Origin of the sequence: Micromonospora sp. NBC_00821 (genome assembly GCF_036347035.1) — a bacterium.
In the GTDB taxonomy this organism is placed as follows: Bacteria; Actinomycetota; Actinomycetes; order Mycobacteriales; family Micromonosporaceae; genus Micromonospora; species Micromonospora hortensis.
On the sequence record NZ_CP108880.1, the window covers coordinates 4,281,299 to 4,307,403 of the forward strand.

The window sequence follows — 26,105 nt, forward strand, 5'->3', positions numbered from 1 at the left end:
CGGTCGAGGCGGGCTCAGTCGATGTCGGCCAGCCGGGGCAGCACCTCGTCACCGAGCCGCCGGGCGAACTCGATCGGGTCCCGATCCGGCGTCACCTGCACCTCGCTCACCCCGAGCGCGGCGTACTCGGACACCTCGGCGAGGAACGCGTCGGTGTCGTCCAGCGGCGCCTGGGCGGCGACCACCGTCTTCTCGATGGTGTCGTAGTCGCGGCCCTCGGCGGCGCAGTGCCCGCGCAGCACATCCAGCTTGCGCGCGACGTCGTCGCTACCGCCGCGGCCGAACAGGTTGCAGGCGTCGGCGTACCGGGCCACCAGCAGCAGGGTCTTCTTCTCGCCGCCACCGCCGATCATGATGGGCGGTCGCGGGCGGCTCAACGGCTGCGGCGAGTTGATGGTCTCGGCGAGCTGGTAGTGCTTTCCGTTGAACGGGCCGTCGTCGGCACTCCACATCTGAAGGCAGATGCGCAGCGTCTCCTCCAACCGCTCGAACCGCTCGGCCACCGGGACGACCGGCACACCCAGCCCGAGCTGCTCCCGCTCGTACCAGGAGGCGCCGATGCCGAGGCGGGCCCGGCCGCCGGAGAGCACGTCGAGGGTCGTCACGGTCTTGGCGAGCAACCCCGGGTAGCGGTACATCACCCCGGTGACCAGTACGCCCAGCGTCATCCGCTGGGTCATGGCCGCGACGTAGCCGAGCGTGGTGTACGCCTCCAGCATCGGCTCCTCGGCCGCGAACACCGCGTCCATCTGGAAGAAGTGGTCCATCACAGTGAACGACGCGACGCCGGCCTGCTCGGCGACTGTCGCCGTCTGCGCCAGGGTCGGTGCGATAGCGGCCGGGTCGGCCGGGGTCGAGTAGTTCCAGTAGTGCAGCCCGAGCTTCATGTTCGACACCTCCGCACCGAGCCTAGTGCCGCCTGGCTTCCGCCGGGGGCGGCTCGGAACCGCCCACGGATCGGGTCCGACGGCGTCCATTACCGGACCGTGACAATTCGTGGATCACGTGCGGATATCCGGCTGGCAGCTTTCGGTGGGTGATCCAACAGCTCTCTCCGACCGAATCCCGGCCCGCCGAGCCGGAGCCCGACGCGCCACGCGTCCGGTTCCGCCACCGCCAACGGACCGGACCCACCTCTGCCTCCGCGACCGCACCCGCCGCCGGATCACACCGGGCGCAGTGGGCCGATGCCGCGAAGGGCGTCTGCATCATCCTCGTCGTCCTGTGGCACGTCGTCGTGAAGGACTACCTCCAGATCGACTGGCACATCGGCGTACCGGTGCCGGGGTTCTGGGGGATGCTGGGTGAGCAGTTCCTCCCGCTGCGGATGCCGTTGTTCTTCACCATCTCGGGCCTCTTCGCGGCGAACGCCGCCCAGCGGCCGTGGCGGGTGGTCGCCCGCAGCCGGGTCGCCGGGTTCCTCTACCTGTACGCCGTCTGGCTGCTGATCCACACAGTCGTCCTCGCCGCCGCGCCGGAACTGCCGACCGACCGGGCCACCTCGGCGCTCGGCGTGCTGGAGCAGCTCACCATCACGCCGTCCAACCTCTGGTACCTGTACGCCCTGGCGCTGTACTTCACGATCGCCACGTTGACCCGCCGGGTGCCCCGGGCGCTGGTCCTGGTCCCCGCCGCCGCGCTGTCCGCCGTCGCCGCCGCCGGCCTGCTCGACACCCCGGGCAACCGCGCCGGCCTCTACCAGAACCTGGTCTTCTTCCTCGCCGGCCTGTACCTGCGGCCGCAGATTCAGCAGTGGGCCGCCACCGCCACCCGCCGCCGGCTGTTGCTCACCTCGGGTGGCTACGTCCTGGCCCTCGCCGCGATGGCGGTGACCGGCGCCCAGCAGTGGTTCGGGGTGTGGCCGGCGGTCTCCGTGGTGGCAGTGATCTTCGGCATAACCGCCGCTGCCCGGCTGTCGCGGTGGTCGGCGCTCAGCGAACCGCTGGCTAGGCTCGGCCGCATCACCCTGCCGATCTACGTCATTCACATGCCGGTCCTGGCCCTGCTGCACCGGCTGTTGCTCGCACCGGTTTCCGGGCTGGGTGGGTCCGCTCAGGGCCTGATCGTGCTCGGTTATCCGGTTCTGCTGAGCGGGCTGGTGATCGGTCTGAGCCTGGCCGTTCACCGCGGGCTGCTGGCGGCCCGCGCGGGCTGGCTGTTCGCGCTGCCCGGCTCGCGACGGGTGGAGGCGGCCGGATGAGCGCCCTCGCCGAAGCCCTGATCGACCTGGACGCGATCGCCAGCAACGTGCGGACGATCGCGTCGGTCACCGGCACCGGACTGATGGCCGTGGTGAAGGCCGACGGGTTCGGCCACGGCGCGGTGCAGGTGGCCCGGGCCGCGCTGCGCGCCGGCGCGTCCTGGCTGGGAGTGACCTCGACGGCCGAGGCGCTGACCCTGCGCGAGGAGGGTGTGACAGCACCCACGTTGAGCTGGCTGCACAGCCCGGATGACGACTTCGGTATGTTGATCAAGAGTGGCGTCGACGTCGGCGTGTCCACGACGACGCACCTGCACGCCGTCGCCGACGCGGCCCGTCTGCTCGGCGTGCCGGCGACGGTGCAGCTCAAGGCGGACACCGGGTTGTCCCGCAACGGGGCCGCCGGGGACGACTGGCCCGAGTTGGTCGGTTGGGCCCGCAAGTACGAGCGAGAGGGTGGGATCCGGGTGCGCGGGGTGTGGTCCCACCTCGCCGACGCCGACCTGCCGGGCGCCCCCGCGCTCCCCCGTCAGGTGGCGAACTTCGAGGAGGCGCTGCGGACCGCACGGTCGGCTGGCCTGGATCCTGATCTCGTTCACCTGGCCAACTCGGCGGCCGCGCTCTGCGCACCGCGGACCCGCTTCGACCTCTGCCGGATCGGGATCGCCCTCTACGGCGTGGACCCGTTCGGCGTGAGCGGTCCGGGCGGGTTCGAGCTGCACCCCGCGATGACCCTGCGGACGAGCGTGGTCAACGTCAAGCGGGTGCCGGCCGGCACTGGCGTCTCCTACGGGCCCGAGCACGTGACCGGCACACCGACCACCCTGGCGCTGCTGCCGCTCGGTTACGCCGACGGGCTGCCCCGGGCCGCGGGTGGCCGCGCCTCGGTGTGGCTCGCCGGCCGGCGGTGCCCGATCGTCGGGCGCATCGCCATGGACCAGTGCGTGGTCGACGCCGGGGATCTTCCCGTGACGATCGGCGACCCGGTCGTGGTGTTCGGCCCGGCCGAGGGCGACCAGCACCCTCCGACGGTGGTCGAGTGGGCCCGCTGGGCCGACACCAACCCGCACGAGATCTTGACCGGCATCGGGGCCCGGGTGGCCCGCGAGCACCTCCACGGAAGGGCACGGAACTCATGACAACCCGACTGGCAGTGCTGTACGGCGGGCAGAGCGGCGAGCACGACGTGTCCTGCCGCTCGGCGGCGAGCATCCTCGCCCACCTGGACCGTGAGCGGTACCAGGTCACCGAGGTGCTCATCGACCGCGACGGCGGGTGGCACGTCGGCGGCCGACCGACGCCCCTGCCTGCGGCGTTGCGCGTCCTGCGTGCCCAGGACGTGGTGTTCCCGGCCCTGCACGGCCCGTACGGCGAGGACGGCACCGTGTCGTCGCTGCTGGAGTGGCTCGGCGTGCCGTACGTCGGTAACGGCGTCTTCGCCAGCGCCGCCGGCATGGACAAGGGGGTCACCAAGCGGCTCCTCGCGGCGGAGGGCCTGCGGGTCAGCCCGGGAGTGACACTGCGTCCCGGCGAGGCCTTGTCGCCCGAGGATCAGCGCCGGCTGGAGCTGCCGGTCTTTGTCAAGCCGGCCCGCGCCGGGTCGAGCCTGGGCGTCGTCAGGGTGGACGACTGGGCAGGAGTTCCCGCCGCGCTGGAGCAGGCCCGCCAGGTCGATCCGAAGGTGCTCGTCGAGCAGGGAGCGCGGGGACGCGAGATCGACGTGGCGGTCCTCCAGCACCCGGACGGCCGGGTACAGGCCGGCCCGCCGCTGGAGATCCGGGTGACCGGTGCCGGCTTCTTCGACTACGACGCGAAGTACGACGGCGGGGCGATCTTCCAGATTCCCGCCCCACTCGACGCGGCGACCACCGAGGTGCTCCAGGACCGTGCGATTCGCGCCTTCCAGGCCCTCGACTGCCGTGGGCTGCTGCGGGTCGACTTCTTCCTGCCCACCGAGGGGTCGCTCGAGCCCATCGTGAACGAGGTCAACACGTTCCCCGGCTTCACCGCCGCGTCCCAGTTCCCGCAGATCTGGCAGCAGGCCGGCATCGAGTTCGCGGCCCTGATCGACATCCTGATCGCCGGCGCGCTGGCCGACGAGGACCACGGCCACCACAGCGGGTTGCCCCGGCCGGTCCGAGCGGTCGACCACCTGGTGTGAGTTGGTGCCCGGTCACCTGATCGGGCACGCCCGGGGCCCTCGGGCGCCGTCCGAACCGACGATGGCGACGGTGGTGGCGGTGTTCGTCGCGCTGACCTGCGCCGCGGCGGCGACCGTCGTGCAGATGATCTGGTCGACCGCGTGCGCTGACAACGCCTGCGCGGCGATGTTCGCCCGCACCGTGAGGTCACCGGCCTGACCGGCTCCCGCCGTGACGGTGACCGGGTCGAGGCCGGCCGGAACGTCGCTGGTGAAATCCTGGGCGCGTTCGTTCTCCTGCGGACCGGCCGCGAGCAGCGAGAGCGCGGCGGCGGGCGACGGGGCCGTGTTGACCGGGCGGAGGACCAGCACCAGTTCGCCCTGGGCGAGCAGGTAGAGCCAGGTGCCCTGGGCGGGGCCGCTGATCGGCGGGCGACCGGTGATGACAGCGCTGGGTTGTACCCCACAGCCCGCCGCGAGCAGCGTCAGGAGCAGTCCGCCGGCGAGCAGTGCGCGGCCCGTTCGTCGGCCGGTCACCGGGCACCTCCGGTGTCCGCCGTTTCGCGGGGCAGGCGGAGGGTGAACACCGCGCCGCCGTGGGTGCCGTTGCTCGCGACGAGACTCCCCCGACGCTCGCCGTGGCGGTGCAGCCGCGCGTTCTCCCAGGAGATGGCGAGGCCGAGGCCGCTGCCCTCGGAGCGGGTTCGCGCGGTGTCGGCCTTGTAGAGGCGGTCGAAGACGTGCGGCAACACCTCCGCGTCCAGTCCGGGCCCCCGGTCGGCCACCTCGATGGTGACCCAGTCCGGGTCGGCGCCGAGTCGCACCGACACCGGCTCGGCACCGTGCCGGAAGGCGTTGCCGACCAGGTTGGCGACGATGACGTCCAGTCGGCGGGGGTCGAGTCGGGCCACGATGCCGGGTGGCAACTCCGTTCGTACCCGGTCCAGCCACCCGCGGATCCGCAGGGTCGCTGTCACCGCCGCGGCCACGTCCACGTCGTCCAGGGCGAGCCGCGCGGTGCCGGAGTCGAACCTGCTGATCTCGATGAGGTCGTTGACCAGTTGGGTGAGGTTCTGCGTCTCCTGGCTGACCAGCCGGGCGGCTCGGCCCGCGTCCCCTGGCAGGTGTTCCGCCTCCTCGTCGAGCACGTCGGTGACCGCCGTCATCGCGGCCAGCGGCGTCCGGAGTTCGTGCGAGACGTCGGCAACGAAGCGCCGGGCGTCGGATTCCAACCGCCGCAGCTCGCCGACCTGCCGCTCCAGCGTGCCCGCGGTGTCGTTGAAGGTCCGTGCCACATCCGCCAGCTCGTCGGCGCCCCGGACCGTCAGCCGGGTGCTCAGGTCGCCCTCACCGAGGCGGCGCGCCGCCCGGCTGAGGTCGCGGACGGGTCGCAGGACGCCGCGGGCGGACAGCAGGGCCAGCAGGACGGCGAGGATCAGGGACAACCCGCCGGTCCACCACGCCCTGGTGGCGAGCTGGTCGATGCTCTGCTGCTCGGGCACGAGATTGCGCACCGAGTAGACCTCCACCCCGGACGGGCGGGACGTGCCGTCCGGGCGCTCCAGCGCCAACTGGGTACCGATGAGCAGCGCGGGCTCCCCGGCGAGTGAGACCCGCTGCCAGGCGATGCGACCGTCACGGACCTCCTGCCGCAGCTCGGGGGTGAGTGGGTCGGCGAGTTCGGAGCCGCCCTGTGCCCGCATGTCCCGGTACACGACCACAGCGAAGCTCTCCCGGTCGCTGAGGCGCTGGGCCAACACTTCGAGGTCGTCCTGGGTCGGCGGCAGCTGGGCGATCGGGTAGACCTTGGTGAGCTGGTCGGTCAGCGACATCACCGCGGCGTCCTGCGCCTGCTGGAGGATGACGGTCCGAGCCTGGAAGTAGCTGCCACCAGCCACCGCCACCGTCGTGGTCACGCCGAGCAGCGCGAACGCCAGGACGAGCCGGACCCGTAGACCCGAGACCCATGCGCCGACCCGGCGCCACTGTGTCACAGCGGCCCGAACCGGTATCCGAAACCACGCACGGTCTGGATGTAGACCGGTGCCGACGAATCGGCCTCGATCTTGGCGCGTACCCGCTGGACGCACGCGTCCACGAGTCGCGAGTCGCCGAGATAGCCGTGCTCCCAGACGGCCTCCAGCAGTTGCTGGCGGCTGAGAACCTGGCCCGGCGTGTGCGAGAGTTCGAGCAGCAGCCGCAGCTCCGTCGGGGCGAGGCTGACCGGCGTCCCGTCCTTGCTGACCACCAGCGCGGCCCGGTCGATGGTCAACTCACCGTGCTGTTCCAGGCCGGTCCGCTCGCCGCCGCGCCGCGAGTCGCCACCGGTCCGGCGCAGCACCGCGCGGATGCGCGCCTCCAGCACCCGGGCCTGCACGGGCTTGACCACGTAGTCGTCGGCGCCAGCCTCCAGGCCCGCGACCACGTCCATGTCGTCGTTGCGGGCGGTGAGCATGATGATCGGCAGGTCGCCGAGCTGCCGGATCCGGCGGCAGACCTCGAACCCGTCCATCCCGGGCAGCATGAGATCGAGGACCACGACATCGGACGGGGTCGTGCGCAGCCGCTCCAACCCCTGCTCACCGGTGCCCACGGCATGCACGGTGTGGCCCTGTCGGGTGAGCGCCAACTGCAGTCCGTCGCGCACCGTCTGGTGGTCTTCGATCAACAGCACCTGGGACATGTCGTCAAGTATCCCATCATGAGATCTTTCAGGTTTCGGTCGCTGGCGGTGGCTGCGTGGGGCTCCGCGGGGAGAGCGGCACCGCGAAATCCGTCGAACGCACCAGGAACACCACAGCGCCCACCAGGAACATCGTCGACGCGGCCGCGGCCACAATGGCGATCAACAGGCCGCGCTGCACCGACGCGGCCAGACCGGGAACAACCACCAGCAGCGCCCAGACCAGGACGACCAGCCCGACCCCCGCCTCGGCCAGCCTGCGCCAGAGGCTGCCACCGTCCGAACCCCCGGTCGTGTCGCGGCCGTCGGACCAGGTCGCCAACGCTGCCGCCGCCAGGCAGAACACTGTCACCCCCAGCAGTACGCCACCGAGCACGTCACTGAACCGGTGCCAGCCCGCGATCATCGTGGCGGAGGCGATCACCGAGACACCCGCCGCGCCCGGCGCCGCCAGCCAGCGCCGGGCCCACCCGGGCAGGACCAGCATGAACGCCAGTAGCAGGGCGGTCGCCGCCGCGACATGGCCGCTGGGGAAGCTGTTGTGAGTGGTGGAGCTCAGGATCTGGAGATCCGGGCGGGGCAGCTCCGATTTCACCGCGCCGGCCAGCAGCACCGCGCAGACGACAAGGCCCACACCGACGACCCCCGCCACCAGCCGCCGGCGGAGCACACCCACCAGCAGCACCACACCGAGCAGGGCCGCGATGAGGCTCGGGCTGCCGAAGGTCGCCAGCACGCTCTTGGCCGGGCCCACCAGCACTGTCTGCTGCTCGTACCCTCCGCCCCGCTCGGCGCGCGGCAGGAGCACGCCGTCCAGCCACTGCCCGGGGTACGTCCGCACGAAGACGGCGGCGGTGAGGGTCAGGGCAACGAGACCGGACAGCGCCGCCACGAGCAGTCGAAGCCCCAGCGGCACCGCCGCGCGGGCGTGGGGTAGCGGTCGCGCCGGACCGGGCGTCGACCGCCCGACGGAGTACAACGATCCGATGGACATGGCGACCATGCTCGCCCCGGAAGGTCCGTACCCCATGCTCGGATTGTCTTGGTTCTGTCACAACCACCCCCACCGCTTCCGGAAAAGCGGATCGTCGGCGGTGGAGCCGGGTGGGCTGAACGGCGCCGTGGGATTCACATGCTTACATGCAACTATGTTTTACCCAGCCGAGATCAGCCACCACTAGGGTCAGGACGCCGATCGATGTTTCGGTCGGCGGCGCGAAAAATCCATCCGGAGTGAGTTGGGGAACCGGAAGGTGTTGGCACATGCAGGGAATTCCAGTGGCCAGCCTGGTCATCGGCATCGCATCCTCGCCGGCCGAGCGGCGACATCTGGCCCGGCTGCTCGGCGGCAGTGACGCCTTCCTGATCGTCTCGACAGTCGACCAGGCACGAGAGTTCCTCGGGGTGGTCGAGGCACCTCCCGCCCCGGCTCCCCCGACCGCTGTGGCGCTCGCCGAGGTGGCGCCGAGCCCACAGCCACCACCACCGGATCTGGCCGTCGACTCCGACCGCCGGGTGCTGCGCTGGCGCGACCAGGAGATCGACCTGACCCGGCTGGAGCACGACGTCCTGCTCTGCCTGGTGCACGCGCCCGGTCAGGTCTGGACCTACGAGCGCCTGCACCTCGAGGTCTGGGGCAACCGGCACCTCGGCCGGGGCTCCGACATGCACTCGGTGATCCGCCGGGTGCGTGGCAAGCTCGCCAGTCTCAACGCCACGGCGACGATCCACTCGGTACGCGGCGTCGGCTTCCGGCTCGCTCCCGTCTGATCACCCCGGACGCGGTCCGGCCCGCCTGGTCGGGGACCAGGCGGGCCGGATCTCTTCGGCTAGTGCTCAGGCGTCAGCACTTGATGGGCGCCAACCCGAAGTTCTCCACCGTCGGAGTGGCGGTGTCGATCCTGGTCTGACGGGTCTGCGGCTTCCAGCCGTCCTTGGCCACGATCATCGTGAGCGGGTTGTTGCGGCGGTCCACCCAGTAGGCGTACTTGCCCTCCGCGTCGGTGGCGAAGGTGTACGACGCCGCCCACGAGTCGACCTGCACGACCGCGCCGGTGAGCGGCGCTGTCGCACCCTGGCAGCTGGTGCCGGTGACCGTACCCATGAGCTTGCCCCAGGTCTTCGGGGGGTTCGCGGTCATGGTCACCGCGACCGGCGCCACCGAGTACGGGGTGTTCTCGGAGATCGCGACCGCGCCGGAGTAGGTGCCCGGCTGGTCCACGTTCGCCGTCAGACCGACGGTGACAGTGACCTTCGCACCCGGTGCGAGGGTGACCGCCGACTTGTCGATGGTCATCCAGCTGACGTCGGCCGCCGACTCGGAGCATCCCTCGAAGCCCGGGAGCACCTCGCTGTCCGGAGCCGCGTTGAAGCTGCCGGACGAGCCGCCGATCTTGTAGAAGCCGCACGCCGCGCCGCCGCGGTACCGCGCGGTGTTGGAGTTGGGCAGGTTGGACCACGAACCGGCGGCCGGGTCGAAGGCGAAGCCGGCGTTGCTGATGGCCCCACCCTGCGAGCCACCGACGACGAGGAGCTTGCCGCTGGCGACGGCGTACGAGCTGGCCCAGTTGTCGGCCGGCGCGTCGGCGACGGCGGTCCAGGTGTTGGCACCCGGGTCGAAGGCGTAGCTGGACTTCTGCGCGACGGAACCGTCGTTGCCGCCGGTGCAGTAGAGGACGCCGTCGATCCCGCCGCAGGAGGCGAAGGCCACCGACTTCGGGTAGTTGGCCATCGTCTCCCACGTGTCAGCGGTCGGGTCGTACCGGACGACGCTGTTCGACATCGGCAGACAGGCCGCCGTCGTGCAGCCACCGACCGCGTACAGCTTGCCGTCGACGACGGCCTGACCGGCCGCGGCCCGCGGTGCCGGGTTGTCGGCTAGCTCCGTCCAGGTGTTTGCCCCCGGGTCGTAGGACCAGGTGGCGGAGTCCGGGCCGGCGTCGCCCCAGCCGCCGCTGACAATGATCTTGCCGTTCACCACGCCCGCTGTCACTGCGTTGCGAGCGCCGGGAAGGTCGGCGATAGCCGTCCAGGTCTGCGCGGCCGGGTCGTAGGCGTAGTTCTTGGTGGTGGAGGCCTCACCGTCTCCGCCACCGAGCGAATACACCTTGCCGTCCAGGTTCACCACCCGGTTGTCCATGATCGTGGCCGGGTAGTTGGCGATGTCGGTCCACGGCGCCGCCTGCGGGCCGACCGCCGCGGCAGCGGCCTTGGCCTCCTTGCCGGACGCCTTGGCGGCGAACGACGTCGGTACGGTGAGCCGCTGCTCCGGCGCGCCGCTGGACCCGAGCACCTGCTGGCGGGTGACCTTTGAGCCGTCCGCCCGCAGGAGTTCGAACCCGTTGTCCCGCTCACCGAACTTGACCTCGACCGGAGCGCCGCCGGTGTTGGTCACCGTGAACGACTTGCTGGTCTTGCCGTTGGGCATCTGGAGCGTCGCGCTCAGCTGCGTCGGCGTCACCGCCAGTCGACCGGCCGCGAGCTGGAAGTTCGCGGTGGTCGCCCAGTCGGCCTCGACGTCGACAGGCTTGGTCTGGCTGACGTAGTTGCCGGCGGTCGCCGTGAACGGGTGCTCGCCGGTGAGCGACGAGTAGATCCAGTAGAAACCGTCGGCCAGCCCCGGGTCGTCCGGGGTCGCCACTGTGACGGCCTTCTCGGCGGGCCGGTCCTTGCTGGTGACGGTAGCGCCGTTGACGTAGCTGTCGTCGTTCTTGTCGCGGACGTTGCCGACGACCAGACCGCCGTCGACAGGCACGCAGGTGACCTGGCTGCCGATCAGGACGTTGTCGACCTCCCACCACCACTCGTACGAGGCGTCGTAGTAGTGGAACCGAACCTGCACCTGCGCCTGGCCGGCCGCCTGCGGGATCGGAATCTCGGTCAGCTTCGGTCCCCGGACGTCGGTCTCCTGCCGGAGCACGTTGGTCCAGGTGGCACCGCCGTCGATGCTCAGGTCCACGTCGGCGGTGTCGTCGTTGAGCTGGTTGAAGTCCTGGTTGAACCGGATGACCGGGGCCGTGACGCTGGTCAGGTCGACCACCGGGCTGACCAGGGAGGTGTCCTGGCTGGTGCCGGCACCGTAGTTGTCGCTGTCGATCATCGCGAAGTTGCCGGTGCCGCCGGTCAGGTTGCCCCGGTCGCCGTCGTCGGTGAACGTCCAGACCTGACCGCTGCCAGCGTTGTCGACGACTGTCCAGCCGGCCGGCGTGGTCGTGGCGTCGAAGGTCTCGTACTCACCGTCGGAGCCGGTCGTGTACCCCGGCGCGGTGGTGCAGACGCTGCTGTCCACCGGCACGGCGACATTGGCGGTGGCGTTTCCCGAGCCGACCACGACCTCCTTGGTGACGGTCTGGTAGCCCGGGTACTGCGGCTCGTACCTCAGTGTGTACGTCTGCCCGGCCGGCAGCTTGATGCTGTAGCGGCCGTTCGACGGGGTGGTGTAGTCGTAGACACCGGACACGCCGGTCACTGTCACCTTCGCGTACAACGGCCAGCCGTGGCCGGAGCCGTCGGTGACCGCTCCGGTGACGTTGACACTCGGCACCGCCGTGAGGGCGACGTTGAGCGTCGTGGTGGCGCCCTTGGCGACCGTTGCCGTCTTGGTGGTGCTGGCGTACCCGAACGCCGCGACGGCGACCTGGTAGTCGCCGATGGGGAGTTGGCTGGAGAACGTGCCGTCGGCACCGGTGGTCAGCTCACGCTCGGACGCGCCGGTGAGCGTCAGCGTCGCGCCGGCGATCGGGGCGCCGGAGGTCGCGTCGGTGACAGTGCCGGTCAGCGTGCCGATGTCGCCGGTCGGGGCGGCGTTGAGCAACGCGAGGGCGTCCAGCCGGCCTTCGCCGTAGACGTTGTTGTCGGCGGCGGTGCCGCCACACTGGTCGTCGGCCTTGTCGATCGCGGCGCCGTTGAGTAGCGCGCGGGTCGCGTTGACGTCGCCGACCAGCGACGGCGCGGCCGAGTACAGCAGCGCGATCGCGCCCGCGAGGTGCGGTGAGGCCATCGAGGTGCCGCTGATGCTGCCGTAGGCGCTGCCCGGGATGCTCGACCGGACGTTCACGCCCGGGGCCGAGATGTTGGGCTTGATCTCGCCGTTCTGACCGGCGCCGCGGGCAGAGAAGCCGGCGACGTTGTTGTTGCTGTCGTACGCGCCGGTCGAGTAGTTGCTGACGAGGCTGCCCGGCGAGCCACTGGTCTGGCAGGCCGGCCCGCTGTTGCCGTTGGACCAGGCGCCGAAGATCCCGGACGCGGTCCAGGCGTTCGTCACGTCCTCCATGAACGGCTCGTTGGACGGATCCTGGGTGCCCCAGGAGTTGTTGATGATGTTGGGGCGCTTGCTCGCGTCCGCGTTCTGACCGTTGAGGTCCAGCGGTTCGAGCATCCACTGACCGGATTCGACCAGAGCGGCGTCACTGGGGCAGCATCCGTTCGCCGCGATCCACTTGACCCCGGGGGCGACACCGATCTGGTTCGCGCCGTCGGAGCCGGCCATGGTGCCCATCGTGTGCGTACCGTGGCCGTCGCCGTCGCACGGGGCGGTGGCGCAGGCCCCGGTGGCGTTTGCGGCGTTGAACCAGTTGTAGTTGTGGTCGAACGTCCCGTCGCCGTTGTTGCCCCGGTAGGCGTTCACCAGCGCCGGGTGGTTGAACTGGACCCCGGTGTCGATGTTCGCGACGGTGATGCCCTCGCCCTTGACGCCGTACTGGGACCAGACGTCGTCGGCGTTGATGTTGGCGATGCCCCACTCCAGGGCGTTCACTGTCTTCTCGTCGGTGCCCTTGGTCGTCTCCGGCACCTTGTACGCGACCGGCGCGTAGAGGCCCTCGACCTCCGAGTGCCCGGCGAACTTCTGGGCCATCGCCAGCGAACCGCTGTTCACCTTGATGGCGTTGGTGGCCCAGAAGGTCTGGTATTTGGTACCCGAGCTGTCGAGGTCGGCCCGGATCTTGCCCTGGCTCGCGGCGGCGGTCTTGCGCAGCGCGTCCGCCACCGCCGTGCCACGCTTCGACCAGTCCTTGATGGCGCTGGCCTTGCTCAGGTCCGCCCGGTCCTTGAACCGGATCCAGAAGTCCCCTTCACTCTTGGCCTGGAGTTGCTTGGCGAGCTCCGGTCGGATCTTGTCCCCGGTCTGGGCGCCCGCCCCCATCGCACCGCCCGGCGCGGCCTGCGCGCCCGAGCTGATCGTGGCCAAGCATGTCGCGGCGAGGATCGTCGCCGCGCCGGCGCTCACCAAAGATCTGGCCGCGCGCCGCCATTGTGGACGTCTGAACATCGGTGCTGCCTCCCTCAGAACGACCCAGGGTGTAATGGGCCATGGTGGACCTCCCCCATGCACCGCGCGGGTCACGCCGGTTGCCCGAGTGGACACTATGATCGAGAAGAACGGACGATCAAGAACTTGCCGTGAGCAACTTGTCGCTAAGAGTTGCCCCGGCTGGCGGCACGCTTGCCAATCATTGTCAGAACCGTGACGAGAGCTGGGCAGGGATGCCCATCGATCCCGGGTGGTGCGGTGGCCGAGGACGAGGCAACGGTGAACAGGGGTGATCCGGCCGACGAGCCGTTCCCGCTGCTGATCGCGGTGACCCCGTCGCCGGCCGAGCGCATCCGGCTCGCGGAGCTTCTCGACGGCATCGCACCGCTGCTGCTGGTCGCCGACCTCGACGAGCTGCGCCGGCTGATCGCCGCACCGCAGCAGGTGGCCGTCCCGTCCGAGCCGACGCCGGTCGCCGCCCTGGTGATCGACTCGGCCCGCTCCAGCGCCCGCTGCGGGGAACGTGAGATCGACCTCACCCGCCTGGAACACGACCTGCTGACCTGCCTGATCACCGAGCCGGCCCGGGTCTGGAGCTACGCCGAGCTGCACCGGTCGGTCTGGGGTGACGAGGGGCGCGAACGCAAGGCGGACGTGCAGTCGCTGGTCAAGCGGCTGCGCCGCAAGCTGCACGACCTGGGCACCGGGGCCACCATCGATGTCGTTCGAGGGGTGGGGCTGCGGCTGACCGATCACCAGCAGGCGCGGGTCGAGCGGGCCTGACAGCAACGTCGCATGAACTGATCTCGCCCTGGGTACGCCAGGAAGATCAGCATCAACACAGGCGACGAAGAGCGCTGGTAAGGAGAGTCAGGATGGCATTCCCCAATCCCTCGACCGTGTCCATCGGGCTGAAGAAGGCCGCGCACGTCGGGATCGCGGTGAGTGACCTCGACCGCTCGGTCGCGTTCTACCAGGCCCTGCTCGGCGCGGAACCGGTCGTTCGGGACGAGAGCATGCACGGCGCCGGTTTCGCGCAGTCACAGGGGTTGCCGACGACGAAGCTGCGGTACGCCACGTTCAACCTCGACAACCTCGGGATCGACCTGATCCAGTTCCAGGAGCCGGTCGGCGACGCCGCCCAGGTGGCGGCCAACCGGCCCGGCTCGATGCACCTGTGCTTCCACGTGGACGACGTGCGCGCGGTCTACGACCGGATGAGCGAGGCCGGGTTCGAGTTCCTCGGAGAGCCGTACACGTTCGCGTCGGGCGAGGTGGAGCCGCCAGCGGCGGTCGGCACCGAGGTCGCGTACTTCAACGACCCGGACGGAACGAACCTGGAGATCATCGCGCCGAAGGGTGGCTTCGCCCGCAGCGAGTGAGCCACACGGGCGGCGTGGGGTCCGGCCGGGACGGCCCGCCCCATGCCGCCCCCTGAGGGACAACGGGTCAGATCAGCCCGGCCCGGGCCCACAGCAGACGCCCCGGCCCCGACACCAGGCCAACGTCCGCCAGGTTGGCGTGCACCCGCGCCGCGGACCAGCGCAGGGTGGCACGCCAGTGCGGGTTGGCGCGGCCAGCGGCCCGCCCGACCGCCGGCGGAATGCCCACCGCCGCGTACACGTCGGGATGGATCAGGCGGTTGGCGATCGTGGAGGCGGCGCGACCGACCAACAGTCGGGCGTACGCCATGCCGACCGGACCGGTGGCCGCGACCGCGTGTGCCAGTTCCTCGCGGGCGAACCGGACATGTCGCGCCTCCTCCACCACGTGGATGCGGGAGACCATCCGGATGAGCGGCTGGAGCGACTCGTCCGCCATGATCTCGCGCTGGAACGCGTCGAGGATCTCCTCCGCGATGAGGATCGCGGCGTACATCCGAGGGCCACTGGCGGTGGCCTTGAGGAAACGCCCGAGGTGGTGGTCCACAGCGCTGGCGCGGTAGACCGGACAACCCATCGCCTCGATCAGCCGGCCGAACATGATCGAGTGCCGGCACTCGTCGGCGACCTCGGTCAACGCGTACTGGGCCTGCCGGCTGGTCGGGTCGGCGCGGTAGTACTCCCGGATCAGCATCTGCATGAGGATCGTCTCGAACCACAGCCCGGCACTGGCCGCGCTGGCCACCTCGTGTTTGGTCAGCTCGACGCGCTGCTCCTCGCTGAGCTGCTCCCACAGCGCCGTGCCGTAGAGGCTGCTGCGCCGCGGCGGGAGCCAGTAGGCGCCGGGGGTGTGCGGGGCGTCCCAGTCGATCTCCACGGTGGGGTCGTAGCTGGTCCGCAGTGAGGACGTGAGCAGTCGCTCGGCGACTGCCGCACGCCCGGTTTCCGCCGCCTCCATGGCTCCTCCATATTGACGTGACGACCAGTAACTGTTACGAGTAGTAGCATGCAATTGCCGCTCACCGATGTCAATGCATCCGACCCGCCGGCCACGCCCCCCGACGGCAGTCCGAAGGCGAAGGGCAACGGCCGCCGAGACCGCTGGGCAGACCATCGCGAGCAACGACGGCAGCAGTTGGTCGGTGCCGCCGTGCAGGCGCTGCTGCGGCACGGGCCGGAGGTCGACATGGAACAGGTGGCCGCCGCCGCGGGCGTCAGCAAACCGGTCCTGTACCGCTACTTCGCCGACAAGTCGCAGCTCTGGGTCGCTGTCAGCGAGGTGGTAGCGGCCCGGATGGTCGACACCATCGCGCCCGCCATCGAACAGGTCCGCGAGGAACGTGGCCTGGTCGAGGCGACGATCGACGCCTACCTGGGCGTGATCGAGTCGGAGCCGAGGCTCTACCGGTTCCTGATACACCAGTCCGGCGACCCCGGCATCCACCAGGTGATCGCCGGCACCAGCCGGCAGGTGGCCGCCGGGCTCGCCCGGGTGATCGGCGACCGGCTCCGCACGCTGGGCCTGGACGCCGGTCCCGCCGAACCCTGGGCGTACGGCCTGGTGGGCTTCGTGCAGGCGGTCGGCGACTGGTGGACCACGCACGGCCAGCCGATCAGCCGGGCCGCCCTCACCGACTACCTGACCGCTCTGCTGTGGAGTGGCATCGAGGGGGTACGGGCCAGCGCCGACCTGCCGCACGAGCTGACCCGCGCCCACGAGCGGATCGTGCCGTGAGCTACCACGGCCCGGCGGGTGTCGAGGGCAGCGCGGTCCGGGTGCACCTCAGCGGGCGGTGGGAGCCGGTCGACGGCCGCTTCCACTGGGGCGGACGCATCGAGCCCGAGCCACGAGTGGCCCACCTGCTGCGCTCCGGCCGGCGCGACGTCGAGGTGCGCATCGCCGACCGCGTCCGGGCGGCCCGACTGGCCGAGGTCGATCCGTGGGGCGGCGTACGGATCACCGGTGTGGGCGATCCGCCCTGGCCGCCAGCGGCCGACCCGACTCGCGTGCCCGAGCTCACGGAGGAGTGAATGGAGACAGACGTTGCCATCATCGGTGCCGGCTTCGGTGGCCTGGGCGCCGCCATCCGCCTCCAGCGGGCCGGCTTCAGCGACTTCCTCGTCTTCGACCGGGGAGCGGACGTCGGCGGCACCTGGCGTGACAACAGCTACCCCGGCTGCGCCTGCGATGTCCCGTCACACCTCTACTCGTTCTCCTTCGCCCCCAACCCCGGCTGGTCGAACACGTTCTCCAGCCAGCCCGAGATCTGGGACTATCTGCGCGGCTGCGTCGACCGCTTCGGGATACGCCCGCGGTTGCGGTTGCGCCACGAGGTGCGCGAGGCGAGGTGGGACGACCAGCGCCAACGCTGGCTGCTGCGCACCTCGGGCGGTGACCACAGCGCCCGGGTCCTGATCTGTGCCGCCGGCCCGCTCAGCGACCCGGCCGTCCCCGACCTGCCCGGGATCGACGAGTTCGCCGGCGCCGTGTTCCACTCCGCCCGATGGCGGCACGACCACGACCTGACCGACCGGCGCGTCGCGGTGATCGGCACCGGCGCATCAGCCATCCAGTTCGTGCCACAGATTCAGCCGACGGTCGAGAAGCTGACGCTCTTCCAGCGCACCCCCGCCTGGATCATGCCGAGGATGTCGCGCCGGATCAGCGCTGTCGAGCAGGCCGTGTTCCGCACCGTGCCCGGCGCACAGCGGGCCGCCCGGGCAGGGCTCTATCTGGTACGCGAAACGATGGGTCTGGGCTTCCTGCACCCCGCGGTCAACCGTCTCGCCTCGCGCCTGTCAGTGCGTACGCTTCGGCGTCAGGTTCCCGACCCGATCCTGCGGGAGAAGCTCACCCCCCGCTACGCGATGGGCTGCAAGCGGGTGCTGATCTCCAACGACTACTGGCCGTCGCTCACCCGACCGAACGTCGACGTGGTCACCGCCGGCATCGCCCGGATCGTGCCGGACGGTCTCGTCACCGACGACGACGTCCACCACCAGGCGGACACGATCATCCTCGGAACCGGCTTCCACGTCACCGACTCCCCCGTCGTACGGCGCATCCACGGTCGGGGCGGGCGCAGCCTGGGCGACGCGTGGACCCCCAGCATGCACGCGTACCGGGGCACTACCATCGCCGGCTTCCCCAACCTGTTCTTTCTGCTCGGCCCGAACACCGGGCTCGGGCACACCTCGGTGGTGCTGATGATCGAGGCGCAGCTACATCTGGTGCTCTCGGCCCTGCGTCACATGCGGGCCACTGGCATCCAGGCCATCGAGCCCACCGCGCGGGCGCAACGGCGCTGGACCGAGCGGGTCGACCAGAAGATGGCCGGCACCGTCTGGCAGACCGGCTGTTCGAGCTGGTACCTCGACACCACCGGTCGCAACACCACCATCTGGCCGGGCTTCGCCACCAGCTTCCGGATGCGGCTGCGCCGGTTCCGCCCGGCCGACTATCAGATCGCCCCGACCGGCAGCACGCCCAACGAATCGGAGCGGGAGCACGCCGATGCGCTATGACCTGGCGGGCAAGACCATGCTCATCACCGGCGCGGCGCGCGGCATCGGGGCGCAACTGGCCCGCGAGGCCGTCGCCCGCGGGGCCCGGGTCGCCCTGGTCGGTCTGGAGGGCGAACTGCTCGAACAGCTCAGCGCCGACCTCGACGCGCACTGGTACGAGTGTGACGTCACCGATCAGGCGGCGTTGGACGCCGCGGTGGCCTCCACAATCAACCGCTTCGGCGGCATCGACGTCGTCGTGGCCAACGCGGGCATCGCGAACCTCGGCACCGTCGCCGTCGGGCCGGTCGACGCGCTGGTCCGTACCGTGGAGGTGAACCTCTGCGGCACGATCCGCACTGTCAGCGCGGCGCTGCCTCACGTCACCGCCGCCCGCGGCCACGTCCTGATCGTCTCGTCGGCTGCCGCCTTCACGGCGATGCCCGGCATGGCCGCCTACTGCGCGTCGAAGGCCGGCGTGGAGCAGTTCGCCAACGTGCTGCGCCTGGAGACCCGCTCCCGCGGCGTCACAGTCGGCACGGCGCATCCGATCTGGATCGACACCGACCTGGTCCGCGACATCCGTGACGACCTGCCGTCGTTTCGCACCACGCTGCGCCGGTTGCCGTGGCCGCTGTCCACCGTCGTGCCCGTCGAGCAGTGCGTCGACGCCCTGCTCCACGGCATCGAGCGCCGCAAGCGCAAGGTGTACGTGCCACGGTCTCTCGCCCTGGTGCAGGCGCTGCGGCCGGTGGTGCTGAGCGGCCTCTCGGACGCGTTGATCACCCGGTTCGGCGGTCAGACCATGGTCGGCCAGATGGAAGACGAGGTACGCCAGCTCGGGCGTTCCTTCGGCAGGACGTCGGTGGGAGAGCGGTCATGAGCATTCATTTCCGGCGTGCGGGCAGCGGAGAGCCGCTCGTGCTCATCCACGGCATCGGTCACCGTCATCAGGCGTGGGAGCCGGTGTTCGACCGGCTCACCGCCCACCACGAGGTGATCGCGCTCGACCTGCCCGGCTTCGGGAACTCCCCGGTGCCCGGCACCGGCATGCCCGCCGACATGGCCGCCACAGTGGCCGGGGTCCTGCCGGCGCTGACCGAGTGGGGGTTGGAGCGTCCGCACGTCGCCGGCTACAGCCTCGGCGGGGCGATCGCCCTGGAGCTTGCCACCACCGGGGCCGTCGCCTCGGTCACCGCCTTCTCCCCCGCCGGCTTCTTCACAGCGGCGGAGCGCCGCCGGGCACTGGCCATCCTCCGGATGCTGCGGGCCAACTCGTACCTGCCCACACCGGTCATGCGGGTCGCACTGCGCTCGGCGTACCTACGGGCGTTGTGCTTCGCGCCGCTGATGGCCCGCCCGACGCTGCTGGATGTCGAGCGCGCACTGGGCGACGCGCTCGCCCTGCGACGCGGGGTCGGCTTCAACGCCGTGGCCCGAGCCGCCCGCGACTATCGCTTCGACTGCCCTCGGCTGTCCGACGCGACGGTGCCGGTGACCATCGGCTGGGGGGACTGTGACCGGATATTCGGCGTCCACCAGGCCGAGCGCGCCCGGGCCGGCCTGCCGGCGGCACGGGTGGTGACGCTGCCCCGTTGCGGGCACGTGCCGATGAGCGACGACCCGGACCTGGTCGCCGCGCTCATCCTCGAGACCACCGGCGCGGTGCCCCACACCGAACGACCGGATCCCTCGGACTGCGTCCCCGTCACGAGTCAGGAAGATCACTTCACAGTCTAAAAACTTGCAGGCCGTGCAAGTTCGCTCCTAATCTCGCCGGCGTGACCGACACCGACCACGCCGCGCCCGGACGTCGCGACCGCAAGAAGGCGCAGACGCGCGCCGCGCTGACCGCCGCCGCGTTGCGGCTGGTCGCCGAACGCGGCCTGGAGAACGTCACTGTTGAAGAGATCAGCGAGGCCGCCGACGTGTCCTCGCGGACCTTCTTCAACTACTTCACCTGCAAGGACGAGGCCCTCACCGACGATCCGGCACTCGACGGCAACCCGGTCGTGGCGCGACTGGCAGCCGCCCCGACGCAGGTGTCAGCGTTGCAGGCAGTGCGGGTCGCCCTCGACGAGTCGGTCGACTCGATCCAGGCCGACCGGGAGTTGTGGCGGCTGCGACTGACGGTCATCGCCCAGAACCCCGCGCTGCTGCCCCGACTGGTGGCCGGCAACAGCGCGACCGAGCAGGCCATGGTCGCGGTCGTCGCCACCCGCCTCGGCGTCGGCCCCGACCACGGGCACCCTCCGCTGGTCGTCGCTGTCGCCGGTGCCGCCTTCCGCACCGCGATGCTGCGCTGGGCCGCCGGCGACGACGCCCGGCCCCTGCACGACTTCGTCGACGAGGCGTTCGCCGCGATCGCCGCCGGCCTGCCGGATCCGCCGTCCCCCTCCTGACCCGCAGGTCCCCGCCCCGCCCCGCCGCATCAGCTCCGGGGCCAGCCACTGGGCCACAAACCCGACAAGGGAGCGCCAATGACCACCACCGTCCCGCCCGCCGACACCGCCGCCGTCGGCACGCGCATGTCGCGTCGGGAGGTTCTGCAGGCCCTTTCCGGCCTGATGGTCGGCATGTTCGTGTCCATCCTCGCCTCCACTGTGGTGGCGAACGCGCTTCCGCGGATCATCGCGGATCTGAACGGCAGCCAGACCGTCTACACGTGGATCGTCACCAGCGAACTGCTCGCCATGACGGCGACGGTGCCGCTGTGGGGCAAGATGGCCGATCTGTACAGCAAGAAGCTGCTCATCCAGTTGTCGCTGGGACTGTTCGTGGTGGGTTCACTCATCGCGGGCTTCACGCCGAACGTCGAGGTCCTGCTGCTCAGCCGGGTCGTCCAGGGCATCGGCGCCGGCGGCATGACAGCGCTGGCCACGATCGTCATGGCGGCGATGATCCCGCCGCGTGAGCTGGGCCGCTACGCCGGCATCTTCGGCGCGGTCTTCGGTGTGGGCACCATCGCCGGTCCGCTCATCGGCGGCCTGCTCGTCGACACGTCGTGGCTGGGCTGGCGGTGGTGCTTCCTGATCGGCGTCCCGTTCAGCATCATCTCCATCGCCCTGCTCCAGCGCACCCTGCACCTGCCGGTCGTCCGCCGCAAGGCGAAGATCGACTGGTTGGGCGCCCTGCTCATCACCTCGGGCATCTCCACGCTGCTGATCTGGTCGTCCCTGGCCGGCAACAAGTTCGACTGGGCCTCCGGCTGGACCGCAGTGATGGTCATCGGCGGTCTGGTTCTGCTGGCGCTGGCCGTGGTCGTCGAGTCGCGGGCGGCGGAGCCGATCGTCCCGCTCAGCATCTTCCGCAACCGCACTGTCTCCCTGGCCACCATCGCCAGCGTGCTGGTCGGTGTCGCGATGTTCGGCGGCACCGTCTTCCTGTCCCAGTACTTCCAGATCTCGCTGGGCAAGTCGCCCACCGTCGCGGGCCTGATGAGCCTTCCGATGATCTTCGGTCTACTCGTCTCGTCGACGGTGGCGGGCCAGCTCATCACGAAGTACGGCCGGTGGAAGGCGTACCTGGTGGCCGGCGCCGCGGTGATGACCGTCGGGATGCTGCTGCTGGGCACCATCGACGCCAACACCAGCGTCCTCGTGCTGTCGATCTACATGGCCGTGCTGGGCGTTGGCGTCGGCATGCTCATGCAGAACCTCGTGCTCGCCGCGCAGAACGACGTACCGGCCCACGAGCTCGGTGCCACCACCTCCGTGCTGACGTTCTTCCGCAGCATGGGCGGCGCGATCGGGGTCAGCGCCCTCGGCGCGGTCCTGGCAAGTCGGGTGACCTCGCTGACGGCAGACCGCCTCGGCCCGGCGGCGACCGCTGGCGGTGGCTCCGCCGAGGTGCCCGACCTGTCCACCCTGCCCGAGCCGGTGCTGCGCATCGTGCAGGACGTGTACGGCATCGCCACCGCTGACCTCTTCCTCGTCGGCGCGCCGATCGCGCTGATCGCGCTGATCGTCGTGCTGTTCATCAAGGAAAAGCCGCTGCACACCCTGAGCGGGGACGAACGACGCGCCCAGGAGGAGGCGGCCGCAAAGGTCGCGATTCACTGAGCCGTACGCCAGCAGAGCGGGGGCGGGCCGGTTGGCCCGCCCCCGCTTTCGCGTTTCTCGGTAACGACATGGTGTGAACCCGCTGCCACGTAACGTGAGATCGAGCCGGTCAACGGCTGACGCCAGACGTGCGCCGGGCCGCCACTGCGGCGGCGCCCCTCGGCCAACTGCCGGGTCGGACAGCTCGGCAACGTCGCGGCCCACTCAGCCGCAGGAGGTGTGGACGATGCCCATGCTGTCGGTCTTCGATCCTCGGCACACTGTCGCTCCCCCGGGATACAGCCGCTGGCTCATCCCGACCGCGGCACTGGCCGTGCACGTGTGCATCGGCCAGGTCTACGCGACGAGCGTCTACAAGAACTCCCTCATCGCGCACTTCGACGTCAGCCAGACGGCAATCGGGGCGATCTTCAGTATCGCCATCGTCATGCTGGGCTCGTCGGCGGCGGTCGGTGGCCGTTGGGTGGAGCGGAACGGACCGCGCCGCGCGATGTTCGTCTCGGCGTGCTTCTGGGCCGTCGGGTTCCTGGTCGGCGCGCTCGGCATCGCGACCCAGCAACTCTGGCTGCTCTACCTCGGGTACGGCGTCATCGGCGGCATCGGGCTCGGCATCGGCTACATCTCGCCCGTCTCCACACTGATCAAGTGGTTCCCGGACCGCCCCGGCCTCGCCACCGGGCTGGCCATCATGGGGTTCGGCGGCGGCGCCCTGGTCGCCGGCCCGCTCGCGCGCCAACTGCTCTCCCTCTACGACTCCGGCTACAACCCCAACAACCCGGCCGCCGTCGCGTCGGGACATGCCCTCGTGGCGCTCTTCGTCACGTTCGGCATCGGCTATTTCGTGATCATGATGTTCGGCCCGTTCAACGTCCGGGTTCCAGCCCCGGACTGGCGGCCCGCCGGGTTCGACCCCGCGAGCGTCGCCGCCCGGCCTCTGGTGACGACGGCGAGCGTGTCCGCGTCGAACGCCGTGCGTACCCGGTCGTTCTGGTTGCTGTGGATCGTGCTGTTCTGCAACGTCACAGCGGGCATCGGCATCCTGGAGCAGGCCAGCCCGATGATCCAAGACTTCTTCCGGGACAACGGGACCGCCACCACGGTCTCGGTGACGGCGGCGGCCGGTTTCGTGGGAGTGCTGTCACTGTTCAACATGGCTGGGCGGTTCGTCTGGTCGACAACGTCGGACCTCATCGGCCGCAAGCCCATCTACATGGTCTACCTCGGCGTCGGCATGGTGCTGTACCTGCTCCTCGCCGTGGCCGGGCACTCCGCTACCGCTGTCTTCGTGCTGATCGCCGCCGCGATCATCTCCTTCTACGGCGGCGGCTTCGCCACCATGCCCGCCTACCTGCGTGACCTGTTCGGCACCTTCCAGGTCGGGGCCATCCACGGCCGGATCCTCACCGCCTGGTCGGCCGCGGGTGTCGCCGGCCCGCTAATCGTCAACGGGATCCTCGACACGCAGGGCAAGCCTGGCACCCTCACCGCTGCGGCGTACCGGCCCGCGCTGTTCACAATGGTCGGCATCCTCGCCATCGGGTTCATCGCGAACCTGCTGGTGCGTTCCGTGCCCGAGCGGTTCCACGAACCGAACCGAGGGCCGACCTCGCCCGTAGCGAAGGCCACCGTCACCGAGCCGGTCGCTCTCGGGCGGGACAGCCAGCCGCCGGCGCCGCCGCGCGTCGGTAACCAGACCGGGCGGCTCTGGTTGTCGTGGCTGCTGGTCGCGGTGCTCCTCGGGTACGGCATCGTCCAGACCGCCATCACCGCCGCGAAGCTGTTCACCGGCTGACCCGCGGCGGCCGTCCCGGCCAGACCTCTCTGACATGGCAACGGAAGGCGCCCCCTCGCAGGGGCGCCTTCCGTTGCGTCGATCCGCTCAGAGCCCGGTCGCCGACTGCTTCTGGGCGAGCCGCTCCCGTTGTGGCACGACCGTGTACTTCGGATCGCGGGCCGACACCCGTCCCGCCTCGAAGACGCCGAACCGGGTGGCGATCGACGATGCCACGAGGGCCGCGCCGGAGATCGCCGCCAGGACTCGGCTACGTCGGCTGACCAGCGCGGTGGCGGCGCCCACGGCGAGCAGGGCGCGGCCCGCCTTGACCAGCCGGCCGCTACGCCCGTGCGTGTAGGGCTCGCTGGTGAGGCCCTGCCGCTCCAGCTGGTGACCTCCGCCGAACTCGATGGCCGCGGCGGCCAGGGCGAGTCGTCGCAGTGGGGCGGTCTCCGCGGCCGGTGCCGCGATCAGTCCGACCCCGGACGCGGCGGCGAGCGCGCTGCCGGCGAAGACGAACGGCAGCGACGGGTAGGCGTCGTGCCAGGACGGCACCGCCGTGTCGGCGAGCAGCACCCCGGTGTACGTGGCCAGCGCCGGCGCGGTGGCCGCGGCGGCCAGGCCGGCGACGTTGCCGATGGGCGGTGCGATCCGACGGGCGAGGCCGAGCACGCCGTGCTGCGGAAGCAGCGGTGCGAGCTCGGCGACCGCTGCCACACCGGCCAGTGGGCCGAACGCCGCGAGAATCCAGGTGCCCACCGACATCGGCGAGGTCACCTTGGCCACCCGGAGCATGTGGTGGAAACGGGCCGGCCGGCCGAGGTCGTGCACCAGCAGGTACGTGCTGGCGGCGACGCCGCCGAGGGCGGTCCAACGGCCCACCTGGCGCAGTCCCTGTCGTCCGGTCAGCTGGGCGCCCGCGCCGATCAGCGCACTTCCGGCGGCAAGGCCTCCGGTGAACAGGTAGCCGGCGATGTCGTACTTCCACACCGGCGGCTTCAGTACCGGTCGGCCGTAGTAGGAGGCGAAGTCGGCCGGCGGCACCGTGAGCTGTTCACCGCCGCGGGTCATGGCCGCCTGCCCAGGAACGCGACCGCCGTGGCGACCGCCATCGTCATCGCCGCCAGGCCGGCACGCTTCCACATGGCCGGCAGGTCGCGGGTGGTCACTATCGGGTCCGGTGGCAGCCCGTACACCTCCGGCTCGTCGAGCAGCAGGAAGAACGCGCCGTCACCCCCGACGCCGTCGTTCGGGTCGTGCCCGTACAACCGCGCCTCCGGCACGCCCCGCTCGTGCAGCTTCGCCACCCGCGCGGCGGCCCGCTCCCGCAACTCGTCCAGTTCCCCGTACTGGATCGACTCCGTCGGACACGCCTGCGCGCACGCCGGGGTCATGCCCGCGCCCAACCGGTCGTAGCACAGCGTGCACTTCCACGCCCGACCGTCGTCCTTGCGTTGATCGATGACGCCGTACGGGCAGGCGGAGATGCAGTAACCGCAGCCGTTGCAGATGTCCTCCTGCACCACCACGGTGCCGAACTCCGTCCGGAACAGGGAACCTGTCGGGCAGACATCCAGGCAGGCCGCGTGGGTGCAGTGCTTGCACACGTCCGACATCATCAGCCAGCGGAAATCCGTCCGTTCCTCCGCGCCCGAGCCCCTCCCCGGCGGCTGCGCGCCCGGCATCCCCAGAAACTCCGGGCCGCCCGACATGCGGGCCGCCGCGGCGGGCGAGCCGGTGTCCAGGCCGGGGTCCGTTCCGGTGTCGGTGCTGGTACGCGCGCCGACCGCCGCCGTCACCGGGCTGATCGCCGGCCCGTCCGGCTCCCCCGCGAACGCCGGAGTCGCCCAACCGGCCGAGCGGGGCTGCTCCACGAACGCGACGTGCCGCCACGAATTCGCTGTCAACGCGCCCGTGTTGTCGTACGACATGCCCAGCAGGTCCAGCCCACTCTCGGGGACGCCGTTCCACTCCTTGCAGGCCACCTCGCACGCCTTGCAGCCGATGCAGACGCTGGTGTCGGTGAAGAACCCCATCCGCGGCGGCGGGTCCTCGTAGCCGGCGTCCGGCGCGGGGTCCAGCGGCCCGTACAGGGCGTTGGCGTGGGGCAT

General features: G+C 70.6%; 23 protein-coding genes. 14 read left to right on the forward strand and 9 right to left on the reverse strand.

The window, feature by feature from the left end:
* Positions 1-14: 14 nt before the first annotated feature.
* The gene (locus OHB44_RS19625) at positions 15-887 is read right to left on the reverse strand and encodes an LLM class F420-dependent oxidoreductase (RefSeq protein ID WP_266302224.1); all 873 of its coding nucleotides are present in this window, start codon (positions 885-887) and stop codon (positions 15-17) included.
* A gap of 149 nt (positions 888-1,036) precedes the next feature.
* Between OHB44_RS19625 and OHB44_RS19630 the strand changes: the two genes are divergently transcribed.
* From OHB44_RS19630 to OHB44_RS19640, 3 genes are read left to right on the forward strand one after another with little or no spacing between them, the layout of a single operon-like run.
* Entirely contained in the window at positions 1,037-2,200 is a 1,164-nt protein-coding gene (locus tag OHB44_RS19630) for an acyltransferase family protein (RefSeq protein WP_266302223.1), read from the forward strand.
* Positions 2,197-3,339, forward strand: a complete 1,143-nt coding sequence (alr, locus tag OHB44_RS19635) for an alanine racemase (RefSeq protein ID WP_266302222.1) — start codon at positions 2,197-2,199, stop codon at positions 3,337-3,339. The genes OHB44_RS19630 and alr overlap by 4 nt, the downstream gene beginning before the upstream one ends.
* Positions 3,336-4,361, forward strand: coding sequence for a D-alanine--D-alanine ligase family protein (locus OHB44_RS19640; protein WP_330437801.1), 1,026 nt, complete (start codon positions 3,336-3,338; stop codon positions 4,359-4,361). The genes alr and OHB44_RS19640 overlap by 4 nt, the downstream gene beginning before the upstream one ends.
* 12 nt (positions 4,362-4,373) lie before the next feature.
* Here the strand turns inward: OHB44_RS19640 and OHB44_RS19645 are convergent, their stop codons facing one another.
* Genes OHB44_RS19645 through OHB44_RS19660 form a run of 4 tightly spaced genes read right to left on the reverse strand, consistent with a single transcriptional unit; the run spans position 4,374 to position 8,053 of the window.
* Positions 4,374-4,877 carry a hypothetical protein gene (locus tag OHB44_RS19645; RefSeq protein WP_330437802.1) on the reverse strand — a complete coding sequence of 168 codons (504 nt, stop codon included), beginning with the start codon at positions 4,875-4,877 and terminating at the stop codon, positions 4,374-4,376.
* On the reverse strand, positions 4,874-6,334 hold the full coding sequence (locus OHB44_RS19650) for an ATP-binding protein (RefSeq protein WP_330437803.1): 1,461 nt from the start codon (positions 6,332-6,334) through the stop codon (positions 4,874-4,876). Before OHB44_RS19650 ends, OHB44_RS19645 begins: the two co-directional genes overlap by 4 nt.
* Complete coding sequence (locus OHB44_RS19655; RefSeq protein ID WP_238682549.1) at positions 6,331-7,023, reverse strand: response regulator transcription factor; 693 nt, start codon at positions 7,021-7,023, stop codon at positions 6,331-6,333. Before OHB44_RS19655 ends, OHB44_RS19650 begins: the two co-directional genes overlap by 4 nt.
* A gap of 28 nt (positions 7,024-7,051) precedes the next feature.
* Complete coding sequence (locus OHB44_RS19660; RefSeq protein WP_330437804.1) at positions 7,052-8,053, reverse strand: phosphatase PAP2 family protein; 1,002 nt, start codon at positions 8,051-8,053, stop codon at positions 7,052-7,054.
* 233 nt (positions 8,054-8,286) lie between these two features.
* Between OHB44_RS19660 and OHB44_RS19665 the strand changes: the two genes are divergently transcribed.
* Positions 8,287-8,793, forward strand: coding sequence for a winged helix-turn-helix domain-containing protein (locus tag OHB44_RS19665; RefSeq protein WP_238682551.1), 507 nt, complete (start codon positions 8,287-8,289; stop codon positions 8,791-8,793).
* Between the two features lie 73 nt (positions 8,794-8,866).
* Here OHB44_RS19665 and OHB44_RS19670 read toward each other — a convergent pair whose 3' ends face one another.
* Positions 8,867-13,291: a S8 family serine peptidase gene (locus OHB44_RS19670; protein WP_330437805.1), complete on the reverse strand. Its 4,425-nt coding sequence runs from the start codon at positions 13,289-13,291 to the stop codon at positions 8,867-8,869.
* A gap of 240 nt (positions 13,292-13,531) precedes the next feature.
* Between OHB44_RS19670 and OHB44_RS19675 the strand changes: the two genes are divergently transcribed.
* The gene (locus tag OHB44_RS19675; RefSeq protein ID WP_238682553.1) at positions 13,532-14,056 is read left to right on the forward strand and encodes a winged helix-turn-helix domain-containing protein; all 525 of its coding nucleotides are present in this window, start codon (positions 13,532-13,534) and stop codon (positions 14,054-14,056) included.
* 92 nt (positions 14,057-14,148) lie between these two features.
* The gene (locus OHB44_RS19680) at positions 14,149-14,655 is read left to right on the forward strand and encodes a VOC family protein (RefSeq protein ID WP_266302218.1); all 507 of its coding nucleotides are present in this window, start codon (positions 14,149-14,151) and stop codon (positions 14,653-14,655) included.
* A gap of 67 nt (positions 14,656-14,722) precedes the next feature.
* Here OHB44_RS19680 and OHB44_RS19685 read toward each other — a convergent pair whose 3' ends face one another.
* A complete protein-coding gene (locus tag OHB44_RS19685) occupies positions 14,723-15,613 on the reverse strand; it encodes an AurF N-oxygenase family protein (protein WP_330437806.1) in 891 nt (296 codons plus the stop codon).
* A gap of 48 nt (positions 15,614-15,661) precedes the next feature.
* Between OHB44_RS19685 and OHB44_RS19690 the strand changes: the two genes are divergently transcribed.
* The 8 genes from OHB44_RS19690 (at position 15,662) to OHB44_RS19725 (ending at position 24,012) form a co-directional block, all read left to right on the forward strand.
* Positions 15,662-16,390, forward strand: a complete 729-nt coding sequence (locus OHB44_RS19690) for a TetR family transcriptional regulator (RefSeq protein WP_238682556.1) — start codon at positions 15,662-15,664, stop codon at positions 16,388-16,390.
* Positions 16,387-16,686: a DUF4873 domain-containing protein gene (locus OHB44_RS19695; RefSeq protein ID WP_330437807.1), complete on the forward strand. Its 300-nt coding sequence runs from the start codon at positions 16,387-16,389 to the stop codon at positions 16,684-16,686. The genes OHB44_RS19690 and OHB44_RS19695 overlap by 4 nt, the downstream gene beginning before the upstream one ends.
* On the forward strand, positions 16,687-18,180 hold the full coding sequence (locus tag OHB44_RS19700; protein WP_330437808.1) for a flavin-containing monooxygenase: 1,494 nt from the start codon (positions 16,687-16,689) through the stop codon (positions 18,178-18,180).
* A complete protein-coding gene (locus OHB44_RS19705; protein WP_330437809.1) occupies positions 18,170-19,042 on the forward strand; it encodes an SDR family oxidoreductase in 873 nt (290 codons plus the stop codon). Before OHB44_RS19700 ends, OHB44_RS19705 begins: the two co-directional genes overlap by 11 nt.
* Positions 19,039-19,899, forward strand: coding sequence for an alpha/beta fold hydrolase (locus tag OHB44_RS19710; protein WP_330437810.1), 861 nt, complete (start codon positions 19,039-19,041; stop codon positions 19,897-19,899). Before OHB44_RS19705 ends, OHB44_RS19710 begins: the two co-directional genes overlap by 4 nt.
* Positions 19,900-19,940: 41 nt before the next feature.
* Positions 19,941-20,561 (forward strand): acyl-CoA-like ligand-binding transcription factor, encoded by a 621-nt coding sequence (locus tag OHB44_RS19715; protein WP_330437811.1) that lies wholly within the window; start codon positions 19,941-19,943, stop codon positions 20,559-20,561.
* Between the two features lie 78 nt (positions 20,562-20,639).
* Positions 20,640-22,220 carry an MDR family MFS transporter gene (locus OHB44_RS19720; protein WP_330437812.1) on the forward strand — a complete coding sequence of 527 codons (1,581 nt, stop codon included), beginning with the start codon at positions 20,640-20,642 and terminating at the stop codon, positions 22,218-22,220.
* 232 nt (positions 22,221-22,452) lie between these two features.
* Positions 22,453-24,012, forward strand: a complete 1,560-nt coding sequence (locus OHB44_RS19725) for an OFA family MFS transporter (protein WP_238682613.1) — start codon at positions 22,453-22,455, stop codon at positions 24,010-24,012.
* A gap of 87 nt (positions 24,013-24,099) precedes the next feature.
* On the opposite strand, the gene nrfD is transcribed toward OHB44_RS19725, so the two are convergent.
* A complete protein-coding gene (nrfD, locus tag OHB44_RS19730; RefSeq protein WP_238682563.1) occupies positions 24,100-25,065 on the reverse strand; it encodes an NrfD/PsrC family molybdoenzyme membrane anchor subunit in 966 nt (321 codons plus the stop codon).
* Positions 25,062-26,105, reverse strand: coding sequence for a 4Fe-4S dicluster domain-containing protein (locus OHB44_RS19735; protein WP_330437813.1), 1,044 nt, complete (start codon positions 26,103-26,105; stop codon positions 25,062-25,064). Before OHB44_RS19735 ends, nrfD begins: the two co-directional genes overlap by 4 nt.

Coding starts and splice junctions, on each gene's coding strand:
- OHB44_RS19625 (WP_266302224.1), bottom strand. CDS start 887: ATGAAGCTCGGGCTGCACTACTGGAACTACTCGACCCCGGCCGACCCG.
- alr (WP_266302222.1), top strand. CDS start 2,197: ATGAGCGCCCTCGCCGAAGCCCTGATCGACCTGGACGCGATCGCCAGC.
- OHB44_RS19640 (WP_330437801.1), top strand. CDS start 3,336: ATGACAACCCGACTGGCAGTGCTGTACGGCGGGCAGAGCGGCGAGCAC.
- OHB44_RS19655 (WP_238682549.1), bottom strand. CDS start 7,023: ATGTCCCAGGTGCTGTTGATCGAAGACCACCAGACGGTGCGCGACGGA.
- OHB44_RS19660 (WP_330437804.1), bottom strand. CDS start 8,053: ATGGGGTACGGACCTTCCGGGGCGAGCATGGTCGCCATGTCCATCGGA.
- OHB44_RS19665 (WP_238682551.1), top strand. CDS start 8,287: ATGCAGGGAATTCCAGTGGCCAGCCTGGTCATCGGCATCGCATCCTCG.
- OHB44_RS19670 (WP_330437805.1), bottom strand. CDS start 13,291: ATGTTCAGACGTCCACAATGGCGGCGCGCGGCCAGATCTTTGGTGAGC.
- OHB44_RS19680 (WP_266302218.1), top strand. CDS start 14,149: ATGGCATTCCCCAATCCCTCGACCGTGTCCATCGGGCTGAAGAAGGCC.
- OHB44_RS19685 (WP_330437806.1), bottom strand. CDS start 15,613: ATGGAGGCGGCGGAAACCGGGCGTGCGGCAGTCGCCGAGCGACTGCTC.
- OHB44_RS19690 (WP_238682556.1), top strand. CDS start 15,662: ATGCAATTGCCGCTCACCGATGTCAATGCATCCGACCCGCCGGCCACG.
- OHB44_RS19700 (WP_330437808.1), top strand. CDS start 16,687: ATGGAGACAGACGTTGCCATCATCGGTGCCGGCTTCGGTGGCCTGGGC.
- OHB44_RS19705 (WP_330437809.1), top strand. CDS start 18,170: ATGCGCTATGACCTGGCGGGCAAGACCATGCTCATCACCGGCGCGGCG.
- OHB44_RS19710 (WP_330437810.1), top strand. CDS start 19,039: ATGAGCATTCATTTCCGGCGTGCGGGCAGCGGAGAGCCGCTCGTGCTC.
- OHB44_RS19720 (WP_330437812.1), top strand. CDS start 20,640: ATGACCACCACCGTCCCGCCCGCCGACACCGCCGCCGTCGGCACGCGC.
- OHB44_RS19725 (WP_238682613.1), top strand. CDS start 22,453: ATGCTGTCGGTCTTCGATCCTCGGCACACTGTCGCTCCCCCGGGATAC.
- nrfD (WP_238682563.1), bottom strand. CDS start 25,065: ATGACCCGCGGCGGTGAACAGCTCACGGTGCCGCCGGCCGACTTCGCC.
- OHB44_RS19735 (WP_330437813.1), bottom strand. CDS start 26,105: ATGCCCCACGCCAACGCCCTGTACGGGCCGCTGGACCCCGCGCCGGAC.